Here is a 26,783-nt window from a genome sequence, read left to right on the forward strand (position 1 = left end):
CCCCGCCAGCGCCCGGACCAGACAGATCAGCCCGCGCGAGAACGCATAGGCGTTGACGACCGCGAGGATCACGAGGCGGACGGTCGTGGGCTCGCCGATCTCCGTTCCCAGCAGCGCGGTCGCGACGCCGACGAAGACGAACACGGGAAGCAGCTCGAGCAAGAAGCGTCCGAGTACGAAGGGCAGCCGCAGCATCACCTGCCAGATCCGCGCCAGACTGTGGCGGCGCTTCTGCAGTTCAGGTGCCGGCGTCACGTCGGCGACGGATGATGGCGGATCGGCGATCGGCAGCGTCTGCGCCGGCAGGCGCGCGGTCTGCGGCACGCGTCCTTCCAGGAAGCCGACCGGCCGCCGGATCAGGCGGAAGATCACCCACTCGGCCGCAAGCGCGCAGCCGAGCACCAGCGCGAGCTTCCAGGCGATCTCGATCAGGAGGTTGTAGGCCGCCGGATCGTTCGCGGTGCGCATGATCCAGTAATAGAAAGCCGGGAAATGGGTGATCGTCCGCGCCATGCTGGCGATCTCGCTCGAGATCTCGCCGATCTGCTCGGACACCGTAAGCATGAGCTGCGCGCCGAGGCCGTCGGCCGCGAGTGGAATCGGCGACTTTTGTTCGGGCGCAGGCTGCGGCGCGCCGGACGCATGGGCGATGGCGCGCAGCGTGTCGATCATCTGCGCGCGCTTCTTGTCGTCCTGAAGGGTATCCAGTGCGCGCTTCGCCTCATCGGGCGACAGCGCGGCGACACCCTTGACGTCCGCCGCGCGCGGCTCGGCACGAGCCGGGGAGAAAGAGAGGATGGCGAGGAAGAGCGCTGCGAGAAGCGCGGGGACAAGCTTATGCGACACGCGGATTCCCTGGAAAAAATGAATGCGCCGGCGGCAACGGAACCGTCACCGCCGAAGCACATGCGTCATGTCGGATGACCGCTATTCGCCCCGACCCTGTGTCGGAAGTTGGCCTTCGAGGCGACATTCTCTTGGCATTTGCCGCGATGCAGGAGGCGGAATTGCCACTTCCGGCGCAGCGAAATGCCAGCGCGAGCACATCCGCCGATGGAACACAATGCTCACGCAAAAACCTCGCCCGTCATTCCGGGAGGACACCGGAATGACGGCGAAGGAGGAGGGAGAGACGTGATGTCAGATGCCCGGTGCGGCCTCGTCGGGTCAGCGCAATGCGAGCATTGTCAAATTACAGCGCCGGGAAGGTAGGGGCTATGCCTCACTGATGCAGCCCGCTAAACCTTGACCCGGCGTGCCGTTCGCGGTTTGCGCCGCTATGCGATAGTCCGAACGAGCTCCATCGCAATTAACGCGGCCGGATTTGCGGAGGTGGTGTCATAGACCTCCCCTTGCTCATGAGGTGGACGTTACGCGTCGCGTATTCGCGACCACCGCGATGCTCCTCCCGAGACACAAAACTGTCAAGCAGGATCGATGACTGAAGGATCACATTTGCACGCGCGAGTTCCCTGAACGGGGTTCGCCGCGCGCGCCAACAAGGAGCACTTCCGCGCGGGGTCGCTGGCATTGAGAAGACAGCGGGGCATGCTGACATCATAACCCTGTTTTGCCCGACGGGTCAAATTTGACTTCGTAAAATCAGAACAGCAGGAAGCGTCCGCCAAGCTATTGATTCCGCTGGCACCGGCTACTGTGCATGGGGTTGTTTTCGCACTTTTGTGTGCGGCCAGCTCAGCGACCTAGAGAAACATGTCCGCCAGGTCGACGGTCGAGGACTTTCCGATCTGGTCGAAGTTTCGCGCCAGCCAGCTTCGCGCCGTCTCGCGGCCCTCGTCGCGCAGGCGACACAACAGGCTCCATTCGGGATGGAACTGCGTGGCCGTGCCGAGCTGCGACATCAACAGGTCGTTGCCGATCCAGTGCATGTACATGCGGCTGTGCCTGTCGCTGTCGAGCTCGCCGTCGTCGATCAGCCGCGTGGCGAAGGCGACCGCGCGCATCTCGCGCATCAGGGACGAATTGAAGCTGATCTCGTTGATGCGGTGGAGGACATCGGCTGCGCTGGTCGGCAGCTCGTTGCGCCTGATCGCCGTGACCTGCACGATGATGACGTCGTGACTGCCCTTGCGGTAGATCAACGGATAGATCGCGGGATTGCCCAGATAGCCGCCATCCCAATAATGCTCGCCGTCGATCTCGACGGCCTGAAAATAGGGCGGCAGGCAGGCCGAGGCGAGCACGGTGTCCGCCGTGAGCAGCGGACTCTGGAACACCTTGATCTTGCCGGTGCGGACGTTGGTGGCGTTGAGAAACAGCTGCGGCGCCTCGGGCGAGGAATTGAGCCGGTCGAAATCGACCACCCGCTGCAGCAGCGCGCGGAGCGGATTGAAATGGAAGGGATTGAGCAGGTTCGGCGGCAGCGTGTGCGTCAGCGTGTGGATGATGGCGTGGACCGGATGATATTCCGGCGGCAGCTTCAGGGCCTGGATCCACTGGTTCAGCGGCGACATCAGATCGTACGCCATGTCCATGCGCGATACTTCGCGCCAGAATGCGTGCAGGCTCTCCCGTGCGGCCTCCGCACCTCCGTGCGCCATGCCGGAGGCCATCGCGACCGCATTCATGGCGCCGGCACTGGTGGCGCTGATCGCCTCGATCGCCAGCCTGCCGTCTTCCAGCACATGGTCGAGCACGCCCCAGACGAAGGCGCCGTGCGCGCCGCCGCCCTGAAGCGCGAAGTTGACGGTCTTGCGGTCCGCGGTCCGGTTGGTTGTCACTTTGCTCGCTTCTTGCCTCCTGTCCCCTCGCGCTCCAATGCCATGCGCACCTGCTCGAACTCGGCGAGGGAGGCCTTGTCGGCACGGGGAAAGCGCAGGTCGAGCTTTTCGAGCGCAGCATTGATCACCGAGCCGATCACGACGCGGGCGAACCATTTGTGATCGGCGGGCACGACATACCAGGGCGCATGGGAAGTCGCCGTGTGGCGGACGATGTCCTGGTAGACCGCCTGGTAGCGCGGCCACAGCGCGCGCTCCTTGATGTCGTCCATCGAGAACTTCCATTGCTTGGCCGGATCCTCCAGCCGGTCGAGGAAGCGCTCGCGCTGCTCTTCCTTGGACACGTTGAGGAAGAACTTCAGCACCACGGTGCCGTTGCGGCAGAGATAGCGCTCGAATGCGGAGATGTCCTCGAACCGCTCCTTCCAGATATTCTTGGTGACGAGTTTTTGCGGCAGCTTCTCCTTGGCGAGGATCTCCGGATGCACGCGCGTCACCAGGCATTCCTCGTAATGAGAACGGTTGAAGATGCCGATATGGCCGCGCTCGGGGAGCGCGACGACGTGGCGCCAGAGGAAGTCGTGATCGAGCTCCTTGCTGCTCGGCGCCTTGAAGGCCGTGACTTCGCAGCCCTGCGGATTGATGCCCTCGAAGATCGCCTTGATGGCACTGTCCTTGCCGGCCGCGTCCATGGCCTGGAACACGATCAGCAGCGACCAGCGGTCCTGGGCATAGAGCTTCTCCTGGAACGCGATCAGCCGCTTCTTGTTGGCGTCGAGAATCGCCAGCGCCTTCTCCTTGTCGAGATCACCCTTCTCGTTCGTCTTGTGGTCCTTGAGATGAAACTTGCCCGAGCCATCGTAGCGGAATGGCGTGATGTAGCGGTCAAGTTCCTGGGCGAGCGATTTGGACGGCTTCTTGCTCATGAGCGCGGGGCACCTTGCGTTGCGGCTTCAATCGGTCGAGCAAGCTACCAAGGATGCCCTTGGGAAGGAATATGATGAAGATCACGAGCAGCACGCCGTAGACGAGATTGTCCCAGCCGACCGCCTTGGTGCCGAAGCCGATGCGCAGGGTCTCGGCAAGCAGGATGGTAATGATGGCGCCGACGGTCGGCCCGAGCGAGACGAACAGGCCGCCGACGATCGCCGCGAATACCATCTGCAGCGAGACCGCAATGCCGCTGACCGTGTCCGGGGTGATGAACATCTGGTACTGACAGTAGATCGCGCCCGCGAGCGCCGTCATCAGCGCACTCAGCAGCGTGATCTTCAGCTTCTCGGCGGTGACGTCGACGCCGGCTGCGGCCGCGGCGTCCTCGTCTTCCGAGATTGCCTCCAGCGCATAGCGCGCCATGCTGCGGTCGACCCAGTGCCAGACCACGATGCCGAACAGCCAGACCGCAAGCGCGATCAGGTACCAGGTGGTCTTGCCGTCGAATTGCAGCGCCAGCAGCTTGTTGCCGGACGCGCGGTTCGGGGTGTAGCCGAGCGAGCCGCCTGTATAGTCGCGCGTCGCGGTGATGACCTGCAGCACGATGCCCGACAGCGCCAGCGTCACCAGCACGAAATAGTGCCCGGTGATGCGGAAGCGGAAGCAGGGATAGCCGACGATCATCGCCAGCGCGCCGGCCGCCGCCATGCTGATGGGAATGCCGATCCAGGGCGACAGTCCAAGGTGATTCCACAAGAGCGCGGTGACGTAGGCGCCAATGCCCATGAAGCCGCCATGCCCGAGCGAGACCAGGCCAAACCGCCCCATCATCGACCAGGACGTATAGGCGAACGACCAGATCAGGATCAGTACGAGAATATGCAGGTGATAGGGATCACGATAGACGAAGGGCAGCGCGACCAGCGCCGCCAGTCCGATTCCCCAGGCTGCAAGCCGTCCCTGCCCCGTCATCGGCGCCTCGCAAGCAGGCCCGCAGGCCGGATGAACATCATGACGATGAAGAAGGCGAAGGCGAGCACGTAGCCCCATTCGAGGTCGGAGAACAGGCCGCCGAGCGAGATGATCTCGGCGAAGAGGAAGGCGGCGATGAAGCCGCCGATGAAATTGCCGAGGCCGCCGAGCACGCAGATCAGGAAGGTGATCGGCCCGAAAGAGAGGCCGACGAAGGGATGCACGTCATATTGCAGCACCAGCAGGCAGGCCGCGAGGCCGGCGAGCGCGCCGCCGAGCGCGGAGGTGATGAGGTAGATGCGTTTCGTGTCGACGCCCATCAGCGCCATGATCTGCCGGTCTTGCGAGATGGCGCGGATCGCGGTGCCGGTGAAGGTGCGCGTCATGAAGAGATAGACGGCGACCATGCCGACCAGCGCGGCCACGAACGACAGCAGTCGCGCGTAGCTGAAGTTCATGTCGCCGAAGGCCAGCACCGGCAGGCGGATGCCGAGATTGCGGAAGTCGATGCCGAAGGCGACGGTGGCAAAGCTCTGCAGCACGAACAGCACGCCGCCGGTCGCCAGCAGCTGGTTGATCGGCGGCGCGGTCAATAGCGGCGCGATCACGAGGTAGTGCAGCGCCGCGCCAAGCACCGCGACCAGCAGGATTGTGAACGGGGCCGCAACGAAATAGCTGACGCCGTAATACTGCACCATGAAATACATGGCGTACATGCCGAGCATCACCAACTCGGCGTAGCAGATCCAGGTCACGTCGATGACGCCGAAGATCAGGTTGAGCCCGAGTGCGAGCAGCGCCAGCACGCCGCCGAGCAGGATGCCGTTGATCACGGCCTCGAGCAGATAGATGTCGAAAATGTCCAGGAACGTCTGCATGCCCGTCACACCCCGAGATAAGCTTCCTTGACCGTGTCGCTCGCCAGCATCTCGGCCGACGTGCCCGATGCCCGGATCGTGCCCGCCTCGATCAGATAGGCGCGGTCGACCACCTTCAACACCTGCTGCACATTCTGCTCGACGATCAGCACCGTCAGCCCGCTGGCGCGGATCCGTTTCACCAGCTCGAACACCTGCTGCACCACGACCGGCGCGAGCCCGGCCGAGGGCTCGTCGAGCAGCAGCAGCTTCGGATTGGACATCAGCGCACGGCCGATCGCACACATCTGCTGCTCGCCGCCGGACATGGTGCCGGCCATCTGGTGGCGGCGCTCCTTGAGGCGCGGAAACAGGTCGAATACGACCTCCAGCCGCTCGGCATAATGGTCCCGCGCCTCCTTCATGAAGGCGCCCATCTTGAGATTGTCGTCGACCGTGAGCTGCGGAAACAGCCGGCGGTTCTCCGGCACATGCGCAATACCGAGACTGACGATCTTGTGCGGCGGCGTCGCGACGACGTCGACGCCTTCCATTGTGATCGATCCGCGCGAAGGGCGGATCAGGCCGGAGATGATACGCATCAGGGTGGTCTTGCCGGCGCCGTTCGGGCCGATGACTCCGACGGCCTCGCCGGCCTTCACGTCGAGATTGACGTCGAACAGCGCCTGGAAGGTGCCATAGCCGGCATTGACGCCGCGGAGCTCCAGCATCGGTTAGCCTCCCGTGCGGCGGCGCGCTTCAGCGGCCGCGGCCTGCGTGGTCTCGGCGTCGGTGCCGAGATAGACCTCGATGACGCGGGGATCGCCGGCGACCGCGGTCGGCAGGCCCTCCGAGATCTTCTCGCCGTGATCGAGCACCATGACGCGGTCGACGACGCGCATCAGGACGCCCATGATGTGCTCGACCCAGATGATGGTGATGCCGAGCTCGTCGCGGATGTTGCGCAGCATGTCCGCGGCCTGGTCCATCTCGGCCTCGTCGAGACCGCCAAGGCTCTCATCGGCCAGCAGCAGCTTCGGTGCGGTCGCGAGCGCCTTCGCAAGTTCGAGCTTCTTCAACCCCGCTGCACCGAGACCATCGACGCTGGCGTGGCGATCGGTCGGCAGGCCGACCATCGCCAGCGAACGCTCGGCCGCCTCCTCCGCCTTGATGCGGCTGTGGCGGCCCTGGCCATAGAAGCCGGCGAGCGCGACGTTCTCGAAAATCGAGAGGCGGCGGAACGGCCGCGGAATCTGGAAGGTACGACCGATGCCGCGATTGATGATCCGATGCGGCGCGAGGCCCGCGATCTCGTGGCCGGCAAACAGGATCGAGCCGGCGCTCGGGGCCAACGTGCCGGAGAGCATGTTGAAGATCGTGCTCTTGCCCGAGCCGTTGGGGCCGATCAGGCCGAGGATTTCGCCCTGGTCGACCCGGAACGACACGTTGTTCACGGCGGTGAAGCCGCCAAACCGCTTCACCAGCCCGCTGACTTCCAACACCGGAGCCCCGCTACTGGTTGCTGTAGGTGGTGCCCTTGGGCAGCGGCAGCACGGCCTCGCGCTGCGCCTGGCTCTTGGGCCACACCACATGGGACTTGTCGTCGAGATACTGGATCACGACCGGGAACGAGCGCTCGTTCTGGCCCGCCATCGGCGTGCCCTCGCCGTAGAACTTGACGCCGAAGCCGAGCATGGTGCCACCCTCGGGAATGTCGGTGTCGAGCGCCGCCTTGCGCAGCGCGTCGGGATCGACCCCGCCATATTTCTTGATCGCGCGCGGCAGCACATCGCTCATGAATACATAGGTGTTGGACGCACCGATGCCGACATGGGCCGAGCGGATGGCGACACCGGGCTTGATCCTGTCGAACTCCTCGCCGACCATCTTGATGACAGGCGGAAGCTTCGGATCCATGGTCTTCTGGTTGGAAAGCCAGATCGAGATCGGATCCGTATTGAAGATGTAGGTCGCGTCCGCGCCCATCCCCTCCTTTAGCTTCTCGTAGACCCCGTAGCCGGCGCCATGCCCCATCAGCGCACCGAATTTCAGCCCTTGCTCGCGGGCTTGCCGCAGCAGGAGCGTGATGTCAGGGTTGTAGCCGGTGTGGAAGATCACATCCGGCTTGGCGCGTTTCAGCTTGGTCACCAGCGCGGAGAGATCCGGCGCGGTGGCCGAATAGCCTTCCTTGAGCACGACGTTGAAGCCCGCCTTCTTCGCGCCGGCCTCGTTGCCTTTGGAGACGTCGACGCCATAGGCGCCGTCCTCGTGGATGATGGCGACCCGCAAGTCCTTCGGCTCCTTGCCGAGCTTGGCGCTGGCATTCTGCGCGATGAAATCCATCGTCATCATGCCGAACTGGTCGCCGCTCGCCTGCGGGCGGAAGACGTATTTGTAGCCCTTCTCGTTGAACACGGCCGACGAGATGCAGGTCGTCATCCACATGAATTTCTTGAGCTGCTCGACGCGCGCGGCGACCGGCACGCATTGCGCCGAGGAGAAGAAGCCGAGCACCATGTCGACCTTCTCCTGCTCGAGCAGGCGAACGGATTCGTTGATGGCGATGTCGGGCTTGCTCTGCGCGTCGGCGTAGACCGCCTCGATCTTGTAGCCTTCGACGCCGGTCTTGGCGAAATGGTCGAGGATGATCTTCGTGCCGACATAGTTCAGCTCGGAGCCGCCGCCTGCGAGAGGCCCGGTCAGGTCAAAAACGACGCCGATCTTGATCTTCTTGTCCTGAGCCTTGTCCTGGGCCTCGGCGGATACCGCCAAGCCCGTCGCTGATATCGCGACCAACAGCCCATGTACCAAGCGGGCAGCCACGCGCAGGCGCATCTAAACCTCCCTGGACGATTGTGCATTGCATTCTTCTTGCTTTTGCTTTTTCGCCCATCACATGGGCTGCGCGCAGCGATGTCAAGCCTCGCGCTCAGCGCGAGGCGAACTGCTGCTCGACGAAGGCCGTGACAAATCGCGGCATGGCCGGCTTGAGATCACTCATCCCGCGCACGAGATGAACGGCCGACAGTTCCGGCTCGGTCTCACGTGCAAGATTGGCCTCGATCCGGGCGCGGGCGACCTCGCCCGGCACATCCAGGTTGATGACCTGCAGCATTGCAATCGCAGGACCACTGACGACGCAATGCCAACCCGGCTCGGCCCGATAGTCGGCCGCGGTCAGGCCGGTCTCCTCGCCGAGCTCGCGGACGACACTGCCGGGAATGTCGAGCGCGCCATCCCTGACGTCGTCGAGGTCGGGGGTGCCCGAGGGGAAATAGATGCGGCCGGCATTGGCGGTGTGGGACGCCATCTCGCCCATGACGAAGGCACCGTCGGAGGCGCGCAACGCGCCCATGCCGAAGCCGTTGAAGACGGCCTTGTCGGGAAAGCCCCAGTCACGCCAGGCGAGGAAGCTTGCGAAATCGGTCTCGAAATAGGTCGCGGAAAGATGGCCATCGCTGAACACGGCGTCGCGCCCGAGCAGGACGCGGCCGTTCCAGATCTTCGGCCGCTCACGCTGCTTCTCGGCGAAATGTGCCGCGATCTCGGTGCGCCGCTCCTCAGCGAACGGCCAGACGATCGGCCGCACGGCAAGATCAAGCGTCGTAACGCGATGAATGACCGGTGACGTCATGACGCTTGGTTACCACGCCTTCGCGTCAGCTATTTGGCGCTTCCCGTGGTCTTCTTGGCCTGATCGACATACTTGTTGGTAAAGGTCTTGCTGACGTCGATCTTGGCGTTCGCCACCTCGGGCGAACCGACGCTGAACACCGCAAGCACAGCGTCGGCACCCTTCGGGTCCATCTTGCCGGTTTCCGAGAACATGGGAATCGTGTTCTTCAGCGCAGCGAGATAGAGGTCCTTGTTCTTGCCGACCATCTCCTCCGGCATCTTCGCCATGATCTCCTCCGGCGAATGCGAATGGATCCAGGCGAGCGTGGCGAGCATCGCGTTGGTGAGTGCCTGCGTCTCCTTCTCGTGGCCGTTGATCCAGGCCACGGTCGAGTACAGTGCGCCCCCCGGATATTCGCCGCCGAACGTCTCGAGCGTGTCCTTCTGGGTGCGGGTGTCACTGAGGATGCGCAGATCCTTGTGGCTGCCCTGGAGCACGGTGACGGAGGGATCGAGCATCACGGCAGCGTCAATCTGTCCCTGCTCCATCGCGGCCACGGCGGTGGCGCCGAGGCCGACGCCGATCACGGCGGCGCTGGTGGGATCGAGGCCGTTCTTCTTCAGCATATATTTGAGGAAGAAGTCGGTGGAGGAGCCGGGCGCGCTGACGCCGACCTTCTTGCCGGCGAGATCCTTGACCGACTTGATGTCATTGGTGCGCGAGGGCGCGACCACCAGCACGAGGCCGGGATAGCGGTCATAGACCACGAAGGACTGCAGCTCCTGCTTCTTGGCGGCGAGGTTGACGCAATGGTCGAAATAGCCGGAGACGACGTCGGCGCTGCCGCCGAGCACGGCCTTGAGCGCGTCGGAGCCGCCCTTGAGATCGACCAGCTCGACATTCAGTCCGGCCTTCTCGTACTCGCCGAGCTGCTTGGCCAGCACCGTCGGCAGGTAGCACAGGCAGGCCCCGCCGCCGACAGCGACGGTGACCTTGCTCTGGGCTGCGGCAAGCGAGGTGGTGAGCGTCAGCGCGAGCAGCGCGCCGGCGAGCCTGGCAATCGTGTTCTTCATTGGTTTCCTCCGTTCGGCCGGCGGCACCATAGAGCAGCGGGACTGGCTTGAGAAGCACTGCCTAGGTGGGCTGGCCATCGGCCTTTCGGCGCAATAGCATGGCTGGACAACAACAATTCCTGATGGGGAGGATCATCCATGAATCGCCTTGTTGGCGGGCTTGCGCTCGCCGCCGCTTTTGCCGCCGGATGCGGCGCAAACCAGCTGCTCCGGCCGGCGCTGGCGGCCGAGAACATCACCGCACAGCTCATCCACACCGGCGAGATGGAGGGCGACGCGCTCGGCCCCGCCAACAATGTCGGTTACCGCTCGAAAATGTTCGCGAGCGCCGATGGCGCCACCATCTCGATCCAGGTCGGCAATGTGCCCAAGCACATGCATCCCAACACCAACGAGATCCAGTACATCCTGGACGGGACCGGGACGATCTGGCTCGGCGACAAGGAGGTCACGGTCAAGTCGGGCGACCTCGTCATCATCCCCAAGGGCACGGCGCATGGCGGCACCAAGCCGATCAGCGGCCAGGTCAAGGCGATCGCCATCAAGACGCCGCCGCAGGCGCCTGACGACACCAAGCTGCTGGATTGAGCCTTCGCTCGGGGCTCGCGCCGATGCGCGGGCCCCTTCTCGGCTAGCCGCGCCCATCCGACGCGGTCGGTCGCCACACCAAAAGGCGCCGCTCGACCAGCGTCACGCCGTAGTCGATCAGGATGACGAAGGCCGACAGCACGAACATGCCGGCGAACACGCCGGCAACGTCGAAGACGCCTTCGGCCTGCTGGATCAGATAGCCGAGCCCCGCCGCCGATCCCAGATATTCGCCGACGACCGCACCGACCACGGCGAAGCCGACCGACGTGTGCAGCGAAGAGAACATCCACGACAGTGCCGACGGCCAGTAGACGTGCTGCATCAGCTGCCGCTCGCTCATGCCGAGCATGCGGCCGTTGTCGAGCACCGTGCGGCTGACCTCCTTGACGCCCTGATAGACGTTGAAGAACACGATGAAGAACACCAGCGTCACGCCGAGCGCGACCTTGGACCAGATGCCGAGCCCGAGCCACAGCGCGAAGATCGGCGCCAGCACCACGCGCGGCAGTGCGTTGACCATCTTGACGTAGGGGTCGAACACCGCGGCGACCAGCGGCTGGCGCGCGAACCAGAAGCCGACCAGCACGCCGCCGAGCGATCCGATCACGAAGGCGAGGATCGATTCCGCCAGCGTGATGCCGAGATGCTTCCAGATCACGCCGGAAGCGAACCATTTCACGATCTGGCTGAACACGTCGAGCGGATTGGAGAAGAAGAACGGCGGCAGCAGGATCTTGCCGAACACGGGGACGGTCGACAGCACCTGCCACAGCACGATGCACACGACCGCGACCAGAACCTGCAGCGCAAACAGCGTCGGGCGCGACATCAGACCGCCTCCGCCGCGTGAGTGGACTGCGCGTAGCCCTTCATCACCTCGTCCTTCAGCACGCTCCAGATCTCGCGGTGGAGGGCATGGAACTCCTTGTCGAGGCGCACCTCGAAGATGTCGCGCGGGCGCGGCAGGCTGACGCGCCAGTCGCCGATGATGCGCGATGACGGCCCCGCCGACATGATCACGACGCGGTCGGCGAGTGCGATTGCCTCTTCCAGATCATGGGTGACGAACAGCACGGCCTTGCGGTCGGCATTCCACAGCTCTAGCAGCAGATTGCCCATTACCTGGCGCGTCTGCGCATCGAGCGGCCCGAACGGCTCGTCCATCAGCAGGATTTTCGGATCGCGGATCAGCACCTGCGCCAGCGCCACGCGCTTGCGCTGGCCACCGGAGAGCATGTGCGGATAGCGGTTCGCGAAGGCACCGAGGCCCACGGAGGTCAGCCATTTCTGCGCCAGCGGCAGCGCCTCGGCCCGCGGCGTGCCCTTGATCTCGAGCCCGATCGCGACATTGTCGAGCGCGGTCTTCCAGGGGAACAGCGCATCGGCCTGGAACAGATAACCGGCTTCCCGGTTCAGCCCGGCCAGCGGCCGCTCGAAGATCTTGACGCTGCCGGCGGCTGGCTTGAGCAATCCGGCCGCGACATTGAGCAGCGTCGATTTCCCGCAGCCGGTCGGGCCGACGATGGCGACGAACTCGCCCTGCGCGACCGCAAGATGCGCCTTCTCCACCGCGGTATACACCCGCCCGTCCCCGAGCCGGAACGCGACCTTGGCATCTTCCAGCGCCACTGCCGTGGGCATTGTCATGTGTTTCCTCCGAACTCAGGCCGATGCCTTAGCCTCTCGCGCGGCCAAGTTCAATCAAGCCGCCAAGCGTGCTACGCATGGATATTGCCGCGCTTTTGCCCTCCGCTGAGGGGGAGGGTCGGAGAAGAGTGAGCCCTGCCCGATGCCTTCCAAGCTGGCGATCAGCTACCAGCACGTCACCAAGAGCTTCGGCTCCCTCAAGGCCGTGGACGACGTGTCCCTCGAGGTCGCCGAGGGGGAGCTTCTGGCCATCGTGGGCGGGTCCGGCTCCGGCAAGACCACGCTGCTGCGGCTCGCCAACCGGCTGATCGAGGCCGATGGGGGCACTATCACCGTTGAGGGCGAGGACGTGCGGAATGTCGATCCGGTCGCGCTGCGGCGCCGGATCGGCTACGTCTTCCAGAGTGGCGGGCTGTTTCCTCACTTGAGCGTCGCCGACAATATCGGAATCACGCCCAAACTGCTGGGCGAGCCGGCAGCGGCCATCGCCGGGCGCGTCGACGAACTGCTGGAGCTGGTGCAGCTCGACCGCGCAGCGCATCGCGACCGTCTGCCCGAGGCGCTCTCCGGCGGCCAGCGCCAGCGCGTCGGCGTGGCGCGGGCGCTCGCCGCAAAGCCCCGCATCGTGCTGATGGACGAGCCGTTCGGCGCGCTCGATCCCCTCACCCGCGATGCGCTCGGCGAGGATTTTCGCAACCTGCACCGCAAGCTCGGCCTGACCTCCGTCATGATCACGCACGATATGACCGAGGCGATCCTGCTCGCAGATCGCATCGCCGTGATGCGCGGCGGACGATTGCTCGCGCAGGGCACGCCCGCGGAACTGTCGACCAGCAGCGATGCCTATGTGCTGGAGCTGCTGCGAACGCCGCGCCGTCAGGTCGAGCGACTGAACGCGCTGCTGCCGCAGAGCGGTGCGGCATGAGCCTCTTCAGCGATCCGCGCTGGGCCGATGCGCTGTCGCATCTGCCCGATTATCTCGGCAACCATGTGCGGGTGAGCCTCGCCGCGCTCGCGCTTGGGCTCATCGTCAGCCTGCCGCTGGCGGTCCTGACGCGCAACCGTCCTGGGCCGCGCGGCATCCTGCTCGCGCTCGCCAGCATCGTGCAGACCGTGCCCGGTCTTGCGCTGCTTGCGCTGTTCTATCCGCTGCTGCTGTTGGCGGCCTCGGTCACACTCGCCTGGTTCGGCATTTCCTTCTCCGCCTTCGGCTTCCTGCCGGCGATGCTGGCGCTGGCGCTCTATTCGATGCTGCCGGTGCTGCGCAACGGCATCACCGGCCTCAATGGCATCGATCCCGCGCTGATCGAGGCTGCCAAGGGCGTCGGCATGACCGCGCGGCAGTCGCTTGCCATGGTCGAACTGCCGCTGGCGCTGCCGGTGATGATGGCGGGCATCCGCACCGCGGCGGTGTGGGTGATCGGCACCGCGACGCTGTCGACGCCGATCGGGCAGACCAGTCTCGGCAACTACATTTTTGCGGGCCTCCAGACCCAGAACTGGGTATTCGTGCTGTTCGGCTGCGTTGCCTCGGCCCTGCTCGCGCTTGCCGTCGACCAGCTGCTCGGGCTGATCGAAAGCGGCCTGCGCCGGCGCAGCCGTTTGCGGACCGGGCTCGGCGCGGTCGGAATCGCGGCACTGGTCGCCGCAACGTTGGTCCCGACCATGGGACGCTCGCCGCAGGGTTACGTCGTCGGTGCCAAGACCTTCGCCGAGCAATATGTGCTCTCGGCGCTGATGAGGGACCGCCTCCAGGCGGCAGGCCTTTCGGCCACCGCTCGGTCCGGCCTCGGCTCCAGCGTGATCTTCGAGGCGCTGAAGGCCGGCGACATCGATCTCTATGTCGATTATTCCGGCACGCTCTGGGCCAACCAGCTGCATCGCACCGACATCAAGCCGCGCGCCGAGCTGGTGGCGGAATTGAAGACGGCGCTCGCAAAAAACAACATCACCTTGCTCGGCGAACTCGGTTTCGAGAACGCCTATGCGCTGGTGATGCCGAAGAAGCGCGCCGAGGCGCTTGGCATCCGCACCATTGCCGATCTCGCCGCACATGCCTCGACACTATCGATTGCCGGCGACTACGAATTCTTCTCGCGCCCCGAATGGGCGGCGCTGCAAAAGGCCTATGGCCTGCAGTTCCGCGCCCAGCGCCAGATGCAGCCGGACTTCATGTATGCGGCGGTCGCCAGCGGCGAGGTCGACGTCATCGCCGGCTACACCAGCGACGGCCTGATCGCAAAATACGATCTCGCCGCGCTCGACGATCCCAAACACGCCATTCCGCCTTACGACGCCATCCTGCTGCTCGCGCCGAAGCGCGTCGGCGACGAGCGGCTCAAGGCCGCACTGAGCCCGCTGCTCGGCAAGATCGACATCGCCACCATGCGCGAGGCGAATTTGCGCGCCAGCGGCAATGATGCGAACTCGTCGCCGGATGCGGTGGCGAAGTGGCTGTGGGGGAAGGTGGACAAGCGGTAGGTCGGGCCATCTACCCGGTGTCGCCCTGGCGAAGGCCAGGACCCATTCCCCCGGGAAACAATTTGACGACGGCTGGTAGTCACTATGCCTTCGTCGTGACGAACACCGTTCGCCAACGATAGATCACGCGGTATGGGTCCTGGCTTTCGCCAGGACGACGTTGAGGAGAGAGGCGTTCCTCACGGTGCGGTCGCGATCCAAGCGAGAGGCTACAGCCCGCGGATCATCCCCGCATCGATCAACAGCCGGTTCAGCCGCCGCGCCTCGGCGCCGTCCTTGCAGCCGAAGAAGATGCCCTTGCAGCGGAGCATGATCTCCTTCTGCTCGGCGAAGGACGGGTCGAGCGGGATGCCGGCGGCTTCCTGGATCACCAGCGGCAGATAGGGGCCGTCGATCGTGTCCATCACGGCATCGCTCTTCACCGGCTCGAAATTGACGGCGTCGATCGCGTAATAGGTCGCATAGAGGCGCGGATCGTAGGCGTCGAGCTTCTTGCCGATTGCGCCCTCGTCGAGCCCGGGCTCGAGGACAGCAGGCGCGAATTCCGGCTGATGATCACCATAGCGCACGATCAGGAAGGGCTCGCCGGGAAAGGTCTTCTTCAGGGCGGCAACGAATGCCTTGTACTGCTCGGCGCTCATCGCCTGCCGGCGCAGATATTCGTCGATGGACGGCACATTGCCCGGCCCGCGCCAGTTCGGCAGCAGGTCCGGCCGGAAGCGCGTCTCCCAGGGGAAATGATTGGCACCGAGATAGATGAAGGTGAACAGCGGCTTGTTCGGCGGCTGCTGGCCCATCAGCTGGAGCGCCTTGTCGTAAAAGAAGGAATCCGGCTCGACGTCCTTGGCGCCGAGATCCTTCGAATCGAGGAAGCGCTCGATGCCGGTCGTCATCTGGAAGCTGCGTGCGCCCATGAAGCCGCCATAGGCGGGATAGAGCGATAGCGTGTCGTAGCCGCAGCGGCGCAGCGCCAGCGGCAGGCCGCGCTCGACCCGGCTCGAGGCGATGCGCGTCACGAAATAGGCGAAGCGGCCGAATGAGCGCGAAGAGAGGCCTGCGAGCACGTTGTATTCAGTGAACCAGCTCGGCCCGCCATTGCTCTCGGCGAGGAAGGTGCGCTGCTTGCCGTCCCAGGATTTGAAGTGGCTGCCATAGCCCTGCGGCACCTTGATGCCTTGCGCGGCGCGGATGTCGAAGCTCGATTCATCATGGATCATGACGATGTTCGGCCGGCGGCCCGCCGGGTGGCAGGCATCGACCAGCGGCATGTTGAGCCGCTCGTTGGTCGAGGCAGCCGACTCCATGAACCCGTACTGCATGAAATCCGAGACCGAACTGACGCCGGAGCGGAAGAACTTGGAGAGATAGCCGTCGTCGTAGTAACCGCGCCAGGCCTCGTCCGGATGATAGAGCGAATAGCCGACAAGGGCGGCGAGGCAGGCGAGCTTGCAGGCGAGCGCCGGCAGGCGGCGGATGCGGAACGGATCGAGCCACCACAGCGCATACATCAATGGCAGCGTGACGAGACCGGCCAGGATCACCGACCAGCGCAAATTCGGGAAGATCGTGAACAGGAATGCGACGGTGTCGCGGTCGATCATCATCAGGTCGATGAAGTTGACCGTCATCTGCACGACGTCGTGCTTGAGCCGCGACAGCAGCACCAGCACGACAACCATGGTCAGGGACAGCGCGCCCGACAGCGCCGGCCGCCGCAGCAGCGTAATCCAGAAGAAGTTGAGGATGCCCCAGGCCAGCGCGAAGGACAGGCGCGAGCCGAAATCGGTCTCGGTCTCGTACATCAGCGCGAGCGCCGCCAGATGCGGCGCGGCGACCGCGAGCAGCCGCCAGATGCCGAGCGCGGCGACGCTCGCCAGAACGGCGGTGGTGGCAGAGGGACCTGGATTGGGCGCGGACGCCATCGACGGCACGCAACTTCTGGTCCGGCGCGATGATACCTAGCCGTCTGGCCAGCCTGACGGCGGCTAGGGCGTCCGGCGCAGCCGGAAGCTTGCACCGTGTCATAAAACTGTAACGGAACCATCAAAAACAGGCAACGTGCGTCGCGGTCCGACCTTCGCTTAATGGTGGTGGGCGACGAAGCGCCGGCGGCCTTGCCGGTCAGCGCCTGGCGATCCCGGTGATAAAGAGGTCAATCACCTCTTCCGCCGTCCGCTCGATCTCCCCCTCCCCAACGCCCCAGCGTGGAAAATGGCCGTCGAGATTCATCCGGGCAAAGCCGTAGACCAGGGCGCGGCCGGCGATCTGGATGCGCTTGAGGTCGGCCGACCGCAGGAGGCCCTGCGCGGCCGCGCCAGAAAGCATCTGCTCCGTCAGCGCGATCAGCTCGGCATTGTCACGCGTCAGCTCCGGCGAGCTGCCACGGGCGAAATAGCGCCCCGTCGAGATGATCTCGAAATGCGCGGGGTTGCGCATGGCCCAGCGCAGATAGGCGAGGCCGAAGGCGCGGAAGCGGAGAAGCGGGTCGGCGGCCGGAGCCTCGTCCAGCGCCGCCTCGATCTCGGTTCGAAAGCGACGTTGCGCCTCCGCGGCCACCGCCGCCATCAGCGCATCACGGTTGGGAAAGTGCCGGAACGGCGCTCCCGGAGACACCGCGGCGCGGCGTGCGGCTTCACGTACTGAGACCTCGGCGCCCTCTTCGGCCAGTTGCAGCGCAGCATCGATGAGCACGCGGCGGAGGTCACCGTGGTGATAGGGCCGCGCTTCAGATCTCGGGCGGCGGGCGCGCGGCTTTGACGGCTGTCGGGCGGGCATTGCGCTTCCTAGCATCATCCGAACGTGAATGTAAGCAGCGATTACACGATTGACGGCGTCGTCGCCCTAAAATGTAATCGATGATTACATAATGGAGGAGATCGCCATGTCGCAACGTCAAAGCTGGTTCGAAGGCTGGCGGCTGCTTGCCGTGCTCACCCTCAGCCTAGTCGCGCTGAGCCTGTGGATCGCCTCGATGCGACAGTTCGAGGTCGAGGGCATGCGGATGGTGATCCGCTTCACGGCGCGGAGCTCGCTGACGCTGTTCTGCCTCGCCTTCAGTGCCGCGGCGCTGGCGCGTCTGTGGCCGAACGCCTGGGCGCGCTGGCAGCATCGCAATCGCCGCCAGCTCGGCCTGAGCTTCGCGGTCTCCCACGCCATCCACGCGACGGCGATCGTCGCGTTCGCCAGAATGGACCCGGCCGGCTTTGCCGAGGCGACCTCGGCCGCCTCCTACGTCTTCGGCGGCATCGGCTATGGCTTCATCATCGCCATGAGCGCGACCTCGTTCGACCGAACCGCCGCGCTGCTTGGGCCGCGCGCCTTTCGCGCGCTGCACCTTGTGGGCGGCTATTACCTCTGGTTCCAGTTCATGGTGTCGTTCGGCAAGCGCGTGCCGGCGATGCCGCTCTATGCCGCCTTCCTCATTCCCCTGCTCGCCGTGATGGCGCTGCGGCTGGTTGCGATGGCCGCCCATCCGCGCGGACGAACGGCGGAAGCAAGCTGAACGACGCTCACCCCTGCGCCAGCAACCCGAGCCGCTTGGCGATGACGCGATCGAGCGCCCGTTTCGGCAGCACCATCGGGCGTGATCTGGCAGCGCACCTTGGGGTCGCCGCGTGCAAACGACGGGCAGCAAGGAGACGCTATAGGTGTTGGCTCTTAAGATGAGGTGGCACGCGAACGGCATGCGGCGCGGCGGATCGCACGGTGAGAACGCGGATGAAGAGTTGAGTCTTTGACTCTGAAGAGGCTGTCGATTTGACATTTCGGCGGGGTGCGAAAACGCCGAGAAACGATGCCAGATCAAGAATGCGATTGAAGCGTCAGTTCTTGGTGCTTAAGGAGCACGTCAAGTCGCGAAGAATTTGAATGAAGCAACAATGCTTCGCGCGAGAAGGAAAGAGCGAGACCGCTGTCGGCGATCTCGCTCCACCATACTCGCGAAGGTTTAAGATTTGGTTTGGGCGAGCGCAGCTTGTGCTTCACTCGTCATTCCGGGGCGCGCTTTAGCGCGCCCCCCCCCGGAATCTCAATCCATAACCTCTGGATTCCGGGTTGCGCTTTGCGCCCCGGGAATGACGGCGCAGCCGTCAGTTCTTGCTCTTGTCGACCAGCGCGCCCTTCTTGATCCAAGGCATCATGTCGCGCAGCTTGGCGCCGACTTCCTCGATCGGATGCGCGGCGAGCTTCGCGCGGGTCGCCTTGAACGAGGTCTGGTTGACCTTGTTCTCGAGCATCCAGTCGCGGGCGAACTTGCCGCCCTGGATGTCGGCCAGAACCTTGCGCATCTCCTTCTTGGTCTCGTCGGTGATGATGCGCGGACCGGTGACGTACTCGCCGTACTCGGCGGTGTTGGAGATCGAGTAGTTCATGTTGGCGATGCCGCCTTCATAGATCAGGTCGACGATCAGCTTCACTTCGTGGAGGCACTCGAAATAGGCCATCTCGGGCGCGTAGCCGGCTTCGACCAGGGTCTCGTAACCGCCCTTGATCAGCTCGACCAGGCCGCCGCAGAGCACCACCTGCTCGCCGAACAGGTCGGTCTCGCACTCTTCCTTGAAGGTGGTCTCGATGATGCCGGCACGACCGCCGCCGACAGCCGAAGCGTAGGACAGACCGAGGTCATGGGCGTTGCCCGAGACGTCCTTGGCGATCGCGATCAGGCAGGGCACGCCGCCGCCGCGCTGATACTCGGAGCGCACGGTGTGGCCGGGGCCCTTCGGCGCGATCATCAGCACATCGAGGTCGGCGCGCGGATCGAGCAGGTTGAAGTGGACGTTGAGGCCGTGCGCGAACACGAGGGCAGCGCCCTTCTTCATGTTGTCGTGCAGGTGCTCGCGATAGATGTCGCCCTGGAGCTCGTCCGGGGTCAGCATCATGACGAGGTCAGCCCATTTGGCGGCCTCGGCGACTTCCATCACCTTGAAGCCGGCGGCTTCCGCCTTTTTCACCGAGCTCGAATCCTTGCGCAACGCAATGGCAACTTCCTTGACGCCGGAATCCTTCAGATTGAGCGCATGGGCGTGGCCCTGGCTGCCGTAGCCGACGATGGCGACCTTCTTGCCCTTGATCAGGTTCAGGTCGGCGTCGCGATCGTAATAAACACGCATAGGTCGTTTCCTCGTTCAGGGCCGAAAATCGGCCGATGGTCAGTGTCCGAAGGGTGAAATTTGCGGATTTCGGGGGCTGTCTAGAGCATTTTCAGCCCTGAGGGAAACCCGTTTCTGCATGGAAATCCGCGACATCATGCATCCATGAAAACGGGGTAGAGGGAGGCCAGCAGCAGGATTGCCATCAGGATATTGAAGGCGCGGACCAGCCGCTCGGAGGTCAGGATCGGCCGCAATGCAGTGCCGAACAGCGCCCAGACCACGGTCGAGACCGTGCCGACGAGCAGGCTGATCAGGGTCTGGATCACGATGTTGATGGGAAACTGGGCAATCGCCGCGTAGGCAGTGATGGTGCCGATCACGATCACCCAGCCCTTGGCGTTGATCCACTGGAACATCGCCGCGCCCCAGAAGGTCATCGGACCGCGACCATCTTCCTCGTCCGGCTTGGTCGGGCCGGACATGGCGATCACGGCGGCAAGATAGATCAGATAGGCCGCCCCGGCATATTTCAGAATGGTCTGGAGGATCGGATAGGCCAGGAACACGGTGCCGAGCCCGAGACCGACGGTAGCGACCATGAAGGCAAAGCCGATGACGATGCCAACGATGTGCGGGATGGTGCGGCGGAAGCCATAGGTCAGGCCGGACGACAGCAGCATGATGTTGTTCGGCCCGGGCGTGAAGTACATCACCACCATGAAGGCGAGGAAGGCATAGAACAGCGAATAGGCCATGTTCACCTCACGCGGTCCTCGGCAGGACTTGCGGGCGCTTCGCCAGCACCATCACGGCGATACCGCCGATCACGGTCAACATGCCTGCGAGGCGCAGCGGGCCGAACCGTTCGCCGAACACGATGCTGGAAGCGGCGGAGCCGACGAACGGCACCAGCAGCGCGAACGGCACCACCTGGGCCGCGGGATAGTCGCGCAAGAGGCGGCCCCACAGCCAATAGGCGATGCTGGTAGAAATGCCGCCGAGCATCAGCAGGCAGAGCGCCGACATCAGCGACATGTGCGTCAGCGACGTCCATGTCGGCGCCGGCCCGTTGGCGATCAGCGCCAGCACGAACAGCGGCACGGCTGAGGCGAGGCAGAGCCAGGCGAACAGATCGAACATCGGCACGCCACGCGCGCGGCGCAGCAGCAGATTGCCGAGGGCAAAGCTGATCGGCGAGATCATCAGCACCGCAAAGGCGGCAACGCTGAAATCATAGCCGACGGTGCCGCAGATCATCAGCAGGCCGATCGCAGCAACGACGATGCCCAGCGTCTGCATCGGTGTCGGCCGTTCGCCGAACGCGAGCGCGGCAAAGCCGATCGTGAACAGCGCCTGGCTCTGCACGACGACGGAGGTCAGCCCCACCGGCACGCCATGGGCGATGCCATAGGCCTGGGACAGGAACTGGCCGAGGAACAGGGTGAAGCTGATCGCGATCAGCAGCGACCAGGCGACCTTCGGCTTGGGAATGAACAGGCACGGCACCGCGGCGATCGTAAAGCGCAAGGCCGTCATCAGCTCCGGCGAAAGCTCGTCGAGCGCGATCCGGCTCGCCACGAAGGCAAGCCCCCAGATGATCGCCACCATGAGGGCGATGAGGATGTCGGCCGGCTTCATTGTTCTTTCCGGTTCTGCGTTGTCGTGCAGCCCTGTTTGTTGTTCTGGTCTAGCCTTGCTCGCCGGCCATTACGTCGAAGGGTTGGGTTTCCGTAGCAGATACGTGCCGTGCATCGGTGCGTGGTAATCGGCCGAAACCAGCGTGAAGCCGACATCGGTCAGCATCCGCTCCATCACCCAGCCGAAGGTGGAGTACTCGTCGCGCATATGCGTCACCACGCCCTCGCGGGAGAAATCGTGGTTCTTGATCTGGAAGTCGGCCCATTGCTCGACGTCGCGCTCGACCGCGTCGGGCATCGAGGCATAGACGATGTCGCGCAAATAGAAGCTCGCGCCCGGCTTCAGGGCGCGAAAGATCCGTGACATCGCCACCGCCTTCCAGAAATCGGGGAGGTGGTGCAACGTGAATTCGCTGACGATGAGGTCATAGGATTCCGGCCGGTAGGCGAAGCTGAGCAGGCCGGCAGACTGCGTGCGCACTGGCGCCTTGCGGTCGCGTGCGTAGATCTCGGCGAGCGCCAGCATTGCGGGCGAGATGTCGATGGCGTCGACCTCGGCACCCATCAGCGCCGCTTCGGTGGCGAGCACGCCGTTGCCGCAGCCGATATCGGCGATACGCCAGCCGCGCTGGACCCCGAGCATTTTCAGCGCGGCGCGCGCCCGCAGATCGGCATCGTCATGGTTATCGTAGATCGACGCCACCGCGGGCTCGATCCCCATCCGGTTCCGCTCATTGTAGTACCAGTCGCGCGCCAGCATGGCTCACATCCCTTCAGGCCCGCGACCGATCGCGGCAACACCCGTGCGCGAGACCTCGACAAGGCCGAGCGGGCGCATCAGGTCGATAAACTGGTTGATCTTGTCCGTATTGCCTGTGATCTCGAACACAAAGCTCTCGGTGGTGGCATCGATCACCCGGGCGCGGAACGCGTCCGCCAGCCTGAGCGCCTCGACGCGGTGCTCGCCCTGCCCGCGCACCTTCACCATCGCCAGCTCGCGCTCGATCGAGCGCTTGGTCTGGGTCATGTCCACGACCTGGTAGACCGGAATCATGCGGTCGAGCTGGTTCTTGATCTGCGCGATCACCATCGGCGTGCCGGTGGTGACGATGGTGATGCGCGACAGGTGCTTCTGGGCCTCGGTCTCAGAGACCGTGAGGCTTTCGATGTTGTAGCCGCGTCCGGAGAACAGGCCGATCACGCGCGCGAGCACGCCCGGCTCGTTCTGCACGAGCACCGCAAGCGTGTGAGTCTCGTTGGGATCGTGGCGGTCCTCGATGAAGTAGGCGGATGCGGGCTGGTTCATTGTCGTCCCCTCTTGTCTCTCCGTCACGCCATCGCCGGCGCGTCCGTTCCGACCCAACGGCGGAACAGATCGAAATCGATGTTGCCGCCGGACAGCACGAGACCGACGCGCTTGCCCTTCAGCTTGTTCTTTTCCTGCAGCGCCGCGGCGAGCGCGGCGGCGCCGGCGCCTTCGGCCAGATTATGCGTATCGGTCCAGTAGGCGCGGATCGCGGCGGCGACCTCGTCGTCGGTGACCTCTACGATGCGCGAGGCGCCTTTGCGGATCAGCGCGAACGCATCCTCGTCGGGGATGCGCGTCGCCATGCCGTCGGCCCGCGTGTTGCTGGTCTCGGTCGTCACGATCTTGCCGGCCGCAAACGACAGCGCATAGGACGGCGCTTCCGTCGACTGCACGCCGACGATCTCGGTCTTCAAGCCCAGCAGGTCGCGCGCCATGATGCAGCCGCAGATGCCGGAGCCCTGCCCGATCGGCACATAGAGGACGTCGAGATCGGGCGCGGACCGAAACAGCTCGAGCGCATAGGTGGCGACGCCGAGCACGAGATCGGGATGGAACGACGGCACCATGTGCAGGCCGGCGAGCTGCGCGCGGCGCTCAGCCTCCTCGCGAGCGGCCTGAAAATCCTCGCCATGCTCGACGAGCTCGGCGCCAAAGGCCTTCATTGCCCGATTCTTTTCCACCGAGTTGCCGCGCGGCACATAGATCGCCGCCGGCACGCCGTGGCGCGCCGCGGCAAAGGCCAGGCTCTGACCGTGATTGCCGCGCGTCGCCGAGATGATGCCTGATGTCTTCGGCCGCTCGCGCTTCAGCCGTTCGAGATAGACGAGGCCGCCGCGCACCTTGAAAGCACCCGTCGGCGTGTGGTTCTCGTGCTTGACAACGACCTCGGTGCCGAGCCGACCGGCGAGCAGCGGCCAGGCATGCGCCGGCGTTGCCGGCACCGCCTGCCCCACGATCGCATGTGCGCGCTCGAGCTCCCTCAGGTCGAACATGGCCTCACACCAGAGCCTTGCCGCCGGCGAACGCCTTGGCCGTCGCTTCGTCGTTGGCCTGTTCCGGCAGCAGCATCTCGTTATGCGCCTTGCCGGAGGGGATCATCGGGAAGCAGTTTTCGAGCGCGGCGACGCGGCAGTCGAACAGCACCGGGCGCTTGACCGAGATCATCTCCTGGATCGCGCCATCGAGATCGGACGGCTTATGCACCTGGAGGCCGACGGCGCCATAGGCTTCCGCGAGCCTGACGAAATCCGGCAGCGCCTCGGAGTACGAATGCGACAGGCGGTTGCCGTGGAGCAGCTGCTGCCACTGCCGCACCATGCCCATATACTGGTTGTTGAGGATGAAGATCTTGATCGGCAGCTCATACTGAACCGCCGTCGACATCTCCTGCATCGTCATCTGCACCGAGGCATCGCCCGCGATGTCGATCACGAGGCTGTCCGGATGCGCCACCTGCACGCCGACCGCGGCCGGCAGGCCGTAGCCCATGGTGCCGAGACCACCCGAGGTCATCCAGCGATGCGGCTCCTCGAAGCCGTAGAACTGCGCCGCCCACATCTGATGCTGGCCGACTTCGGTCGTGATGTAGGTGTCCTTGCCGCGCGTCGCCTCGAACAGGCTCTGGATCGCGTGCTGCGGCAGGATGACGTCGTTGCTCTTCTTATAGTACAGCGAGTTGCGCGCGCGCCATTGCGCGATCTGCTGCCACCACGACTTGATGTCGGGCTTCTTCGCCTCCGCCTTGAACACCTGGAGGATGTCGCCGAGGATGTTGCCGCAGTCGCCGATGATCGGCACGTCGACGCGGATGTTCTTGTTGATCGAGGACGGATCGATGTCGATGTGGATCTTCTTCGAGCCGGGCGAGAACGCATCGACGCGGCCGGTGATGCGGTCGTCGAAGCGCGCGCCGACACACAGCATGACGTCGCAATCATGCATCGTCATGTTGGCCTCGTAAGTGCCGTGCATGCCGAGCATGCCGAGCCAGTTCTTGCCGGAGGAGGGATAGGCGCCGAGGCCCATCAGCGTCGAGGTGATCGGAAAACCGGTGACCTCGACCAGTTCGCGCAGCAGTCTGGTCGCCTCGGGACCGGAATTGATCACGCCGCCGCCGCTGTAGATCACGGGACGCTTGGCATTCGCGAGCAGCGCCACGGCCTTGCGGATCTGCGTCGCATCGCCCTTGACGCGCGGGGCGTAGGAACGGTGCACGTCGGATTTGCGCGGCGGATGATAGGTGCCGGTGGCGAACTGCACGTCCTTGGGCACGTCGACCAGCACCGGGCCCGGACGGCCCGAGGTCGCGACATAGAAGGCCTCGTGCAGCACCTTGGCGAGGTCGTTGACGTCGCGCACCAGCCAGTTGTGCTTGGTGCAGGGCCGCGTGATTCCGACCGTGTCGCATTCCTGGAACGCGTCATTGCCGATCAGATGCGTCGGCACCTGGCCGGAGATGCAGACCAGCGGGATCGAATCCATCAGCGCGTCGGTCAGCGGCGTCACCATGTTGGTGGCACCGGGTCCGGAGGTCACCAGCGCGACGCCCGGCTTGCCGGTCGAGCGCGCATAGCCCTCGGCGGCGTGGCCCGCGCCCTGCTCGTGGCGGACCAGGATGTGCTGGACCTCGCTCTGCTGGAAGATCTCGTCATAGATGGGAAGCACCGCGCCACCGGGATAGCCGAAAATGTCGGTCACGCCGTGATCGATGAGCGCGCGGACGATCATCGCGGCGCCGGTCATCTGGTTCGGATCGTGGCTCTTGTCGGTCATTGGCTTGCTCCGGATGCGCTGTTGTCAGCGGCTTCTTTCGTGTCGGGTTCGGAAAATAAAAAAGGCCCCGAAGAGGGCCCATGCACACCGCCTGTCTTGTGGATGGCAGCTAGCCATCCCCGGCGGTGTGCCTGGGTACGACGGCGATAAGGAGTTTGGTAATAATGTTACGCATGGCAGCGCCCGGCTTCCCAAAGGTTGCGCGAAACATAGCGGCCAAAGCTTGGATGTCAAGGCAATGCGGCCGTTCCCGCGCGATTTTGGCAGTGTAGCGGTGTTCCCGGGGTTCGGCGAGAGGTAAATTCGGGAACCCGGCACAAATGCGCGTCAGCACCCCCGCTCGTCATTCCGGGGCGATGCGAAGCATCGAGCCCGGAATCCATAGCCACAGGACGATATGGTGGCCAATAGCCGTCGCCAAACAGCCTCCTGGGTTATGGGTTCCGGGCTCGCGCTGCGCGCGCCCCGGAACGACGACCGAGATTTACCGCTCGTCTCGGTCCGCGCTTACGATCGCCGTGAGCCATCCCCTCGCCTCCTCCGGCTTTACCCATTCGAATTCGGGCAATTGATGCCGGAACCAGGTGAACTGGCGCTTGGCGTAGTGGCGGGTGTCGGCACGGCCGATCGTCGCGGCCTCCTCCAGGCTCAGCTCCCCGTGCAGATGCCGGATCAGGGCCGGCACGCCGTGGGCCTTCATGGCCGGCAGCAGCGGATCGAGGTGCCGCGCGGCAAGCCGCTCGACCTCACGCAGGGCGCGACCGCCAAGCATGGCGTCGAAGCGGGCGTCGATGCGGGCATAAAGGTCGTCGCGCTCGGGGGCGAGGAATACCGCGCGAAAACTGTCTCTGGGCAGCAGCGGCGGTTGGCCCTCCTGGTGCCAATCCAGCAGCGACCGGCCCGTCGCCTCGATCACTTCGAGCGCGCGCGCGATGCGGGTGCGGTCGCGCAAATTCAATCGTTCGGCCGCGCGCGGGTCGCGGGCCGCGAGTTCCGCATGCAGTGCCTCGACGCCGTTCCGCTCGAGCCGCGCGCGCACGTCCTCGCGCACCTCAGCGGGGATT

Annotated in this window: 25 protein-coding genes and 1 pseudogene; 4 read left to right on the forward strand and 22 right to left on the reverse strand. The window is 64.6% G+C overall.

Annotation, left to right across the window (positions count from 1 at the left end; translation table 11 throughout):
- The 10 genes and pseudogenes from A5906_RS45510 to A5906_RS33320 all read right to left on the reverse strand — a co-directional run.
- Positions 1-846: pseudogene (locus A5906_RS45510) on the reverse strand (small-conductance mechanosensitive channel); the annotation flags it as partial.
- Positions 847-1,703: 857 nt separating this feature from the next.
- Positions 1,704-2,741, reverse strand: a complete 1,038-nt coding sequence (locus tag A5906_RS33280; RefSeq protein ID WP_080139362.1) for a patatin-like phospholipase family protein — start codon at positions 2,739-2,741, stop codon at positions 1,704-1,706.
- Positions 2,738-3,667: a polyphosphate kinase 2 family protein gene (locus tag A5906_RS33285; protein ID WP_080139363.1), complete on the reverse strand. Its 930-nt coding sequence runs from the start codon at positions 3,665-3,667 to the stop codon at positions 2,738-2,740. The genes A5906_RS33280 and A5906_RS33285 overlap by 4 nt, the downstream gene beginning before the upstream one ends.
- The gene (locus A5906_RS33290) at positions 3,627-4,646 is read right to left on the reverse strand and encodes a branched-chain amino acid ABC transporter permease (RefSeq protein ID WP_080139364.1); all 1,020 of its coding nucleotides are present in this window, start codon (positions 4,644-4,646) and stop codon (positions 3,627-3,629) included. Before A5906_RS33290 ends, A5906_RS33285 begins: the two co-directional genes overlap by 41 nt.
- Positions 4,643-5,524, reverse strand: a complete 882-nt coding sequence (locus A5906_RS33295) for a branched-chain amino acid ABC transporter permease (RefSeq protein WP_080139365.1) — start codon at positions 5,522-5,524, stop codon at positions 4,643-4,645. Before A5906_RS33295 ends, A5906_RS33290 begins: the two co-directional genes overlap by 4 nt.
- Before the next feature lie 5 nt (positions 5,525-5,529).
- Positions 5,530-6,234: an ABC transporter ATP-binding protein gene (locus tag A5906_RS33300; protein ID WP_080139366.1), complete on the reverse strand. Its 705-nt coding sequence runs from the start codon at positions 6,232-6,234 to the stop codon at positions 5,530-5,532.
- Between the two features lie 3 nt (positions 6,235-6,237).
- Positions 6,238-7,005, reverse strand: a complete 768-nt coding sequence (locus A5906_RS33305; protein WP_080139367.1) for an ABC transporter ATP-binding protein — start codon at positions 7,003-7,005, stop codon at positions 6,238-6,240.
- Positions 7,006-7,015: 10 nt separating this feature from the next.
- The gene (locus A5906_RS33310) at positions 7,016-8,338 is read right to left on the reverse strand and encodes an ABC transporter substrate-binding protein (RefSeq protein ID WP_080139368.1); all 1,323 of its coding nucleotides are present in this window, start codon (positions 8,336-8,338) and stop codon (positions 7,016-7,018) included.
- Positions 8,339-8,432: 94 nt separating this feature from the next.
- Positions 8,433-9,137 carry a hypothetical protein gene (locus A5906_RS33315; protein ID WP_080139369.1) on the reverse strand — a complete coding sequence of 235 codons (705 nt, stop codon included), beginning with the start codon at positions 9,135-9,137 and terminating at the stop codon, positions 8,433-8,435.
- 29 nt (positions 9,138-9,166) lie between these two features.
- Positions 9,167-10,192 (reverse strand): ABC transporter substrate-binding protein, encoded by a 1,026-nt coding sequence (locus A5906_RS33320; RefSeq protein WP_080139370.1) that lies wholly within the window; start codon positions 10,190-10,192, stop codon positions 9,167-9,169.
- Between the two features lie 138 nt (positions 10,193-10,330).
- Here A5906_RS33320 and A5906_RS33325 point away from each other — a divergent pair, with 138 nt between their 5' ends.
- Positions 10,331-10,780, forward strand: coding sequence for a cupin domain-containing protein (locus A5906_RS33325; protein WP_080139371.1), 450 nt, complete (start codon positions 10,331-10,333; stop codon positions 10,778-10,780).
- A gap of 43 nt (positions 10,781-10,823) precedes the next feature.
- Here A5906_RS33325 and A5906_RS33330 read toward each other — a convergent pair whose 3' ends face one another.
- Together A5906_RS33330 and A5906_RS33335 are read right to left on the reverse strand one after the other, a co-directional pair.
- Complete coding sequence (locus tag A5906_RS33330) at positions 10,824-11,612, reverse strand: ABC transporter permease (RefSeq protein WP_018640829.1); 789 nt, start codon at positions 11,610-11,612, stop codon at positions 10,824-10,826.
- The gene (locus tag A5906_RS33335) at positions 11,612-12,430 is read right to left on the reverse strand and encodes an ABC transporter ATP-binding protein (protein ID WP_080139372.1); all 819 of its coding nucleotides are present in this window, start codon (positions 12,428-12,430) and stop codon (positions 11,612-11,614) included. Before A5906_RS33335 ends, A5906_RS33330 begins: the two co-directional genes overlap by 1 nt.
- A gap of 142 nt (positions 12,431-12,572) precedes the next feature.
- Between A5906_RS33335 and A5906_RS33340 the strand changes: the two genes are divergently transcribed.
- On the forward strand, positions 12,573-13,355 hold the full coding sequence (locus tag A5906_RS33340) for an ATP-binding cassette domain-containing protein (RefSeq protein WP_080139373.1): 783 nt from the start codon (positions 12,573-12,575) through the stop codon (positions 13,353-13,355).
- Positions 13,352-14,911, forward strand: coding sequence for a glycine betaine ABC transporter substrate-binding protein (locus A5906_RS33345; protein ID WP_080139374.1), 1,560 nt, complete (start codon positions 13,352-13,354; stop codon positions 14,909-14,911). The genes A5906_RS33340 and A5906_RS33345 overlap by 4 nt, the downstream gene beginning before the upstream one ends.
- 209 nt (positions 14,912-15,120) lie before the next feature.
- Here A5906_RS33345 and A5906_RS33350 read toward each other — a convergent pair whose 3' ends face one another.
- Both A5906_RS33350 and A5906_RS33355 read right to left on the reverse strand, forming a co-directional pair.
- A complete protein-coding gene (locus A5906_RS33350) occupies positions 15,121-16,833 on the reverse strand; it encodes a sulfatase-like hydrolase/transferase (RefSeq protein WP_080139375.1) in 1,713 nt (570 codons plus the stop codon).
- Between the two features lie 199 nt (positions 16,834-17,032).
- Positions 17,033-17,602: a TetR/AcrR family transcriptional regulator gene (locus A5906_RS33355; RefSeq protein ID WP_245327044.1), complete on the reverse strand. Its 570-nt coding sequence runs from the start codon at positions 17,600-17,602 to the stop codon at positions 17,033-17,035.
- 190 nt (positions 17,603-17,792) lie between these two features.
- On the opposite strand from A5906_RS33355, the gene A5906_RS33360 reads away from it, so the two are divergent.
- Positions 17,793-18,413: a hypothetical protein gene (locus tag A5906_RS33360; RefSeq protein ID WP_080139525.1), complete on the forward strand. Its 621-nt coding sequence runs from the start codon at positions 17,793-17,795 to the stop codon at positions 18,411-18,413.
- A 586-nt stretch (positions 18,414-18,999) separates the two neighbouring features.
- Here A5906_RS33360 and ilvC read toward each other — a convergent pair.
- The 8 genes from ilvC to A5906_RS45515 all read right to left on the reverse strand — a co-directional run.
- Entirely contained in the window at positions 19,000-20,019 is a 1,020-nt protein-coding gene (gene ilvC, locus A5906_RS33365) for a ketol-acid reductoisomerase (RefSeq protein WP_018640837.1), read from the reverse strand.
- Between the two features lie 134 nt (positions 20,020-20,153).
- Positions 20,154-20,756 carry a LysE family translocator gene (locus A5906_RS33370; RefSeq protein ID WP_080139526.1) on the reverse strand — a complete coding sequence of 201 codons (603 nt, stop codon included), beginning with the start codon at positions 20,754-20,756 and terminating at the stop codon, positions 20,154-20,156.
- Positions 20,757-20,763: 7 nt separating this feature from the next.
- Positions 20,764-21,639 carry an EamA family transporter gene (locus A5906_RS33375; protein WP_080139377.1) on the reverse strand — a complete coding sequence of 292 codons (876 nt, stop codon included), beginning with the start codon at positions 21,637-21,639 and terminating at the stop codon, positions 20,764-20,766.
- Positions 21,640-21,708: 69 nt separating this feature from the next.
- Complete coding sequence (locus tag A5906_RS33380; RefSeq protein ID WP_080139378.1) at positions 21,709-22,398, reverse strand: class I SAM-dependent methyltransferase; 690 nt, start codon at positions 22,396-22,398, stop codon at positions 21,709-21,711.
- 3 nt (positions 22,399-22,401) lie between these two features.
- Positions 22,402-22,944 carry an acetolactate synthase small subunit gene (gene ilvN, locus A5906_RS33385; RefSeq protein WP_080139379.1) on the reverse strand — a complete coding sequence of 181 codons (543 nt, stop codon included), beginning with the start codon at positions 22,942-22,944 and terminating at the stop codon, positions 22,402-22,404.
- A 23-nt stretch (positions 22,945-22,967) separates the two neighbouring features.
- Entirely contained in the window at positions 22,968-23,939 is a 972-nt protein-coding gene (locus tag A5906_RS33390) for a threonine dehydratase (protein ID WP_080139380.1), read from the reverse strand.
- A 4-nt stretch (positions 23,940-23,943) separates the two neighbouring features.
- Positions 23,944-25,719 (reverse strand): acetolactate synthase 3 large subunit, encoded by a 1,776-nt coding sequence (locus A5906_RS33395; protein WP_080139381.1) that lies wholly within the window; start codon positions 25,717-25,719, stop codon positions 23,944-23,946.
- Positions 25,720-26,203: 484 nt separating this feature from the next.
- A partial coding sequence (locus A5906_RS45515) for a tRNA (adenosine(37)-N6)-dimethylallyltransferase (protein WP_283807745.1) occupies positions 26,204-26,783 on the reverse strand: 580 nt, incomplete at its 5' end.

It is taken from the genome of Bradyrhizobium sacchari (assembly GCF_002068095.1).
GTDB lineage: Bacteria > Pseudomonadota > Alphaproteobacteria > Rhizobiales > Xanthobacteraceae > Bradyrhizobium > Bradyrhizobium sacchari.

Excerpts from the sequence above, each read along its gene's own strand:
- A5906_RS33310 (WP_080139368.1), bottom strand. The coding sequence starts at position 8,338 with ATGCGCCTGCGCGTGGCTGCCCGCTTGGTACATGGGCTGTTGGTCGCG.
- A5906_RS33360 (WP_080139525.1), top strand. The coding sequence starts at position 17,793 with ATGTCGCAACGTCAAAGCTGGTTCGAAGGCTGGCGGCTGCTTGCCGTG.
- A5906_RS33340 (WP_080139373.1), top strand. The coding sequence starts at position 12,573 with ATGCCTTCCAAGCTGGCGATCAGCTACCAGCACGTCACCAAGAGCTTC.
- ilvN (WP_080139379.1), bottom strand. The coding sequence starts at position 22,944 with ATGAACCAGCCCGCATCCGCCTACTTCATCGAGGACCGCCACGATCCC.
- A5906_RS33290 (WP_080139364.1), bottom strand. The coding sequence starts at position 4,646 with ATGACGGGGCAGGGACGGCTTGCAGCCTGGGGAATCGGACTGGCGGCG.
- ilvC (WP_018640837.1), bottom strand. The coding sequence starts at position 20,019 with ATGCGTGTTTATTACGATCGCGACGCCGACCTGAACCTGATCAAGGGC.
- A5906_RS33325 (WP_080139371.1), top strand. The coding sequence starts at position 10,331 with ATGAATCGCCTTGTTGGCGGGCTTGCGCTCGCCGCCGCTTTTGCCGCC.
- A5906_RS33320 (WP_080139370.1), bottom strand. The coding sequence starts at position 10,192 with ATGAAGAACACGATTGCCAGGCTCGCCGGCGCGCTGCTCGCGCTGACG.
- A5906_RS33300 (WP_080139366.1), bottom strand. The coding sequence starts at position 6,234 with ATGCTGGAGCTCCGCGGCGTCAATGCCGGCTATGGCACCTTCCAGGCG.
- A5906_RS33315 (WP_080139369.1), bottom strand. The coding sequence starts at position 9,137 with ATGACGTCACCGGTCATTCATCGCGTTACGACGCTTGATCTTGCCGTG.
- A5906_RS33395 (WP_080139381.1), bottom strand. The coding sequence starts at position 25,719 with ATGACCGACAAGAGCCACGATCCGAACCAGATGACCGGCGCCGCGATG.
- A5906_RS33375 (WP_080139377.1), bottom strand. The coding sequence starts at position 21,639 with ATGAAGCCGGCCGACATCCTCATCGCCCTCATGGTGGCGATCATCTGG.
- A5906_RS33345 (WP_080139374.1), top strand. The coding sequence starts at position 13,352 with ATGAGCCTCTTCAGCGATCCGCGCTGGGCCGATGCGCTGTCGCATCTG.
- A5906_RS33380 (WP_080139378.1), bottom strand. The coding sequence starts at position 22,398 with ATGCTGGCGCGCGACTGGTACTACAATGAGCGGAACCGGATGGGGATC.
- A5906_RS33370 (WP_080139526.1), bottom strand. The coding sequence starts at position 20,756 with ATGGCCTATTCGCTGTTCTATGCCTTCCTCGCCTTCATGGTGGTGATG.
- A5906_RS33350 (WP_080139375.1), bottom strand. The coding sequence starts at position 16,833 with ATGGCGTCCGCGCCCAATCCAGGTCCCTCTGCCACCACCGCCGTTCTG.
- A5906_RS33335 (WP_080139372.1), bottom strand. The coding sequence starts at position 12,430 with ATGACAATGCCCACGGCAGTGGCGCTGGAAGATGCCAAGGTCGCGTTC.
- A5906_RS33390 (WP_080139380.1), bottom strand. The coding sequence starts at position 23,939 with ATGTTCGACCTGAGGGAGCTCGAGCGCGCACATGCGATCGTGGGGCAG.
- A5906_RS33285 (WP_080139363.1), bottom strand. The coding sequence starts at position 3,667 with ATGAGCAAGAAGCCGTCCAAATCGCTCGCCCAGGAACTTGACCGCTAC.
- A5906_RS33295 (WP_080139365.1), bottom strand. The coding sequence starts at position 5,524 with ATGCAGACGTTCCTGGACATTTTCGACATCTATCTGCTCGAGGCCGTG.
- A5906_RS33330 (WP_018640829.1), bottom strand. The coding sequence starts at position 11,612 with ATGTCGCGCCCGACGCTGTTTGCGCTGCAGGTTCTGGTCGCGGTCGTG.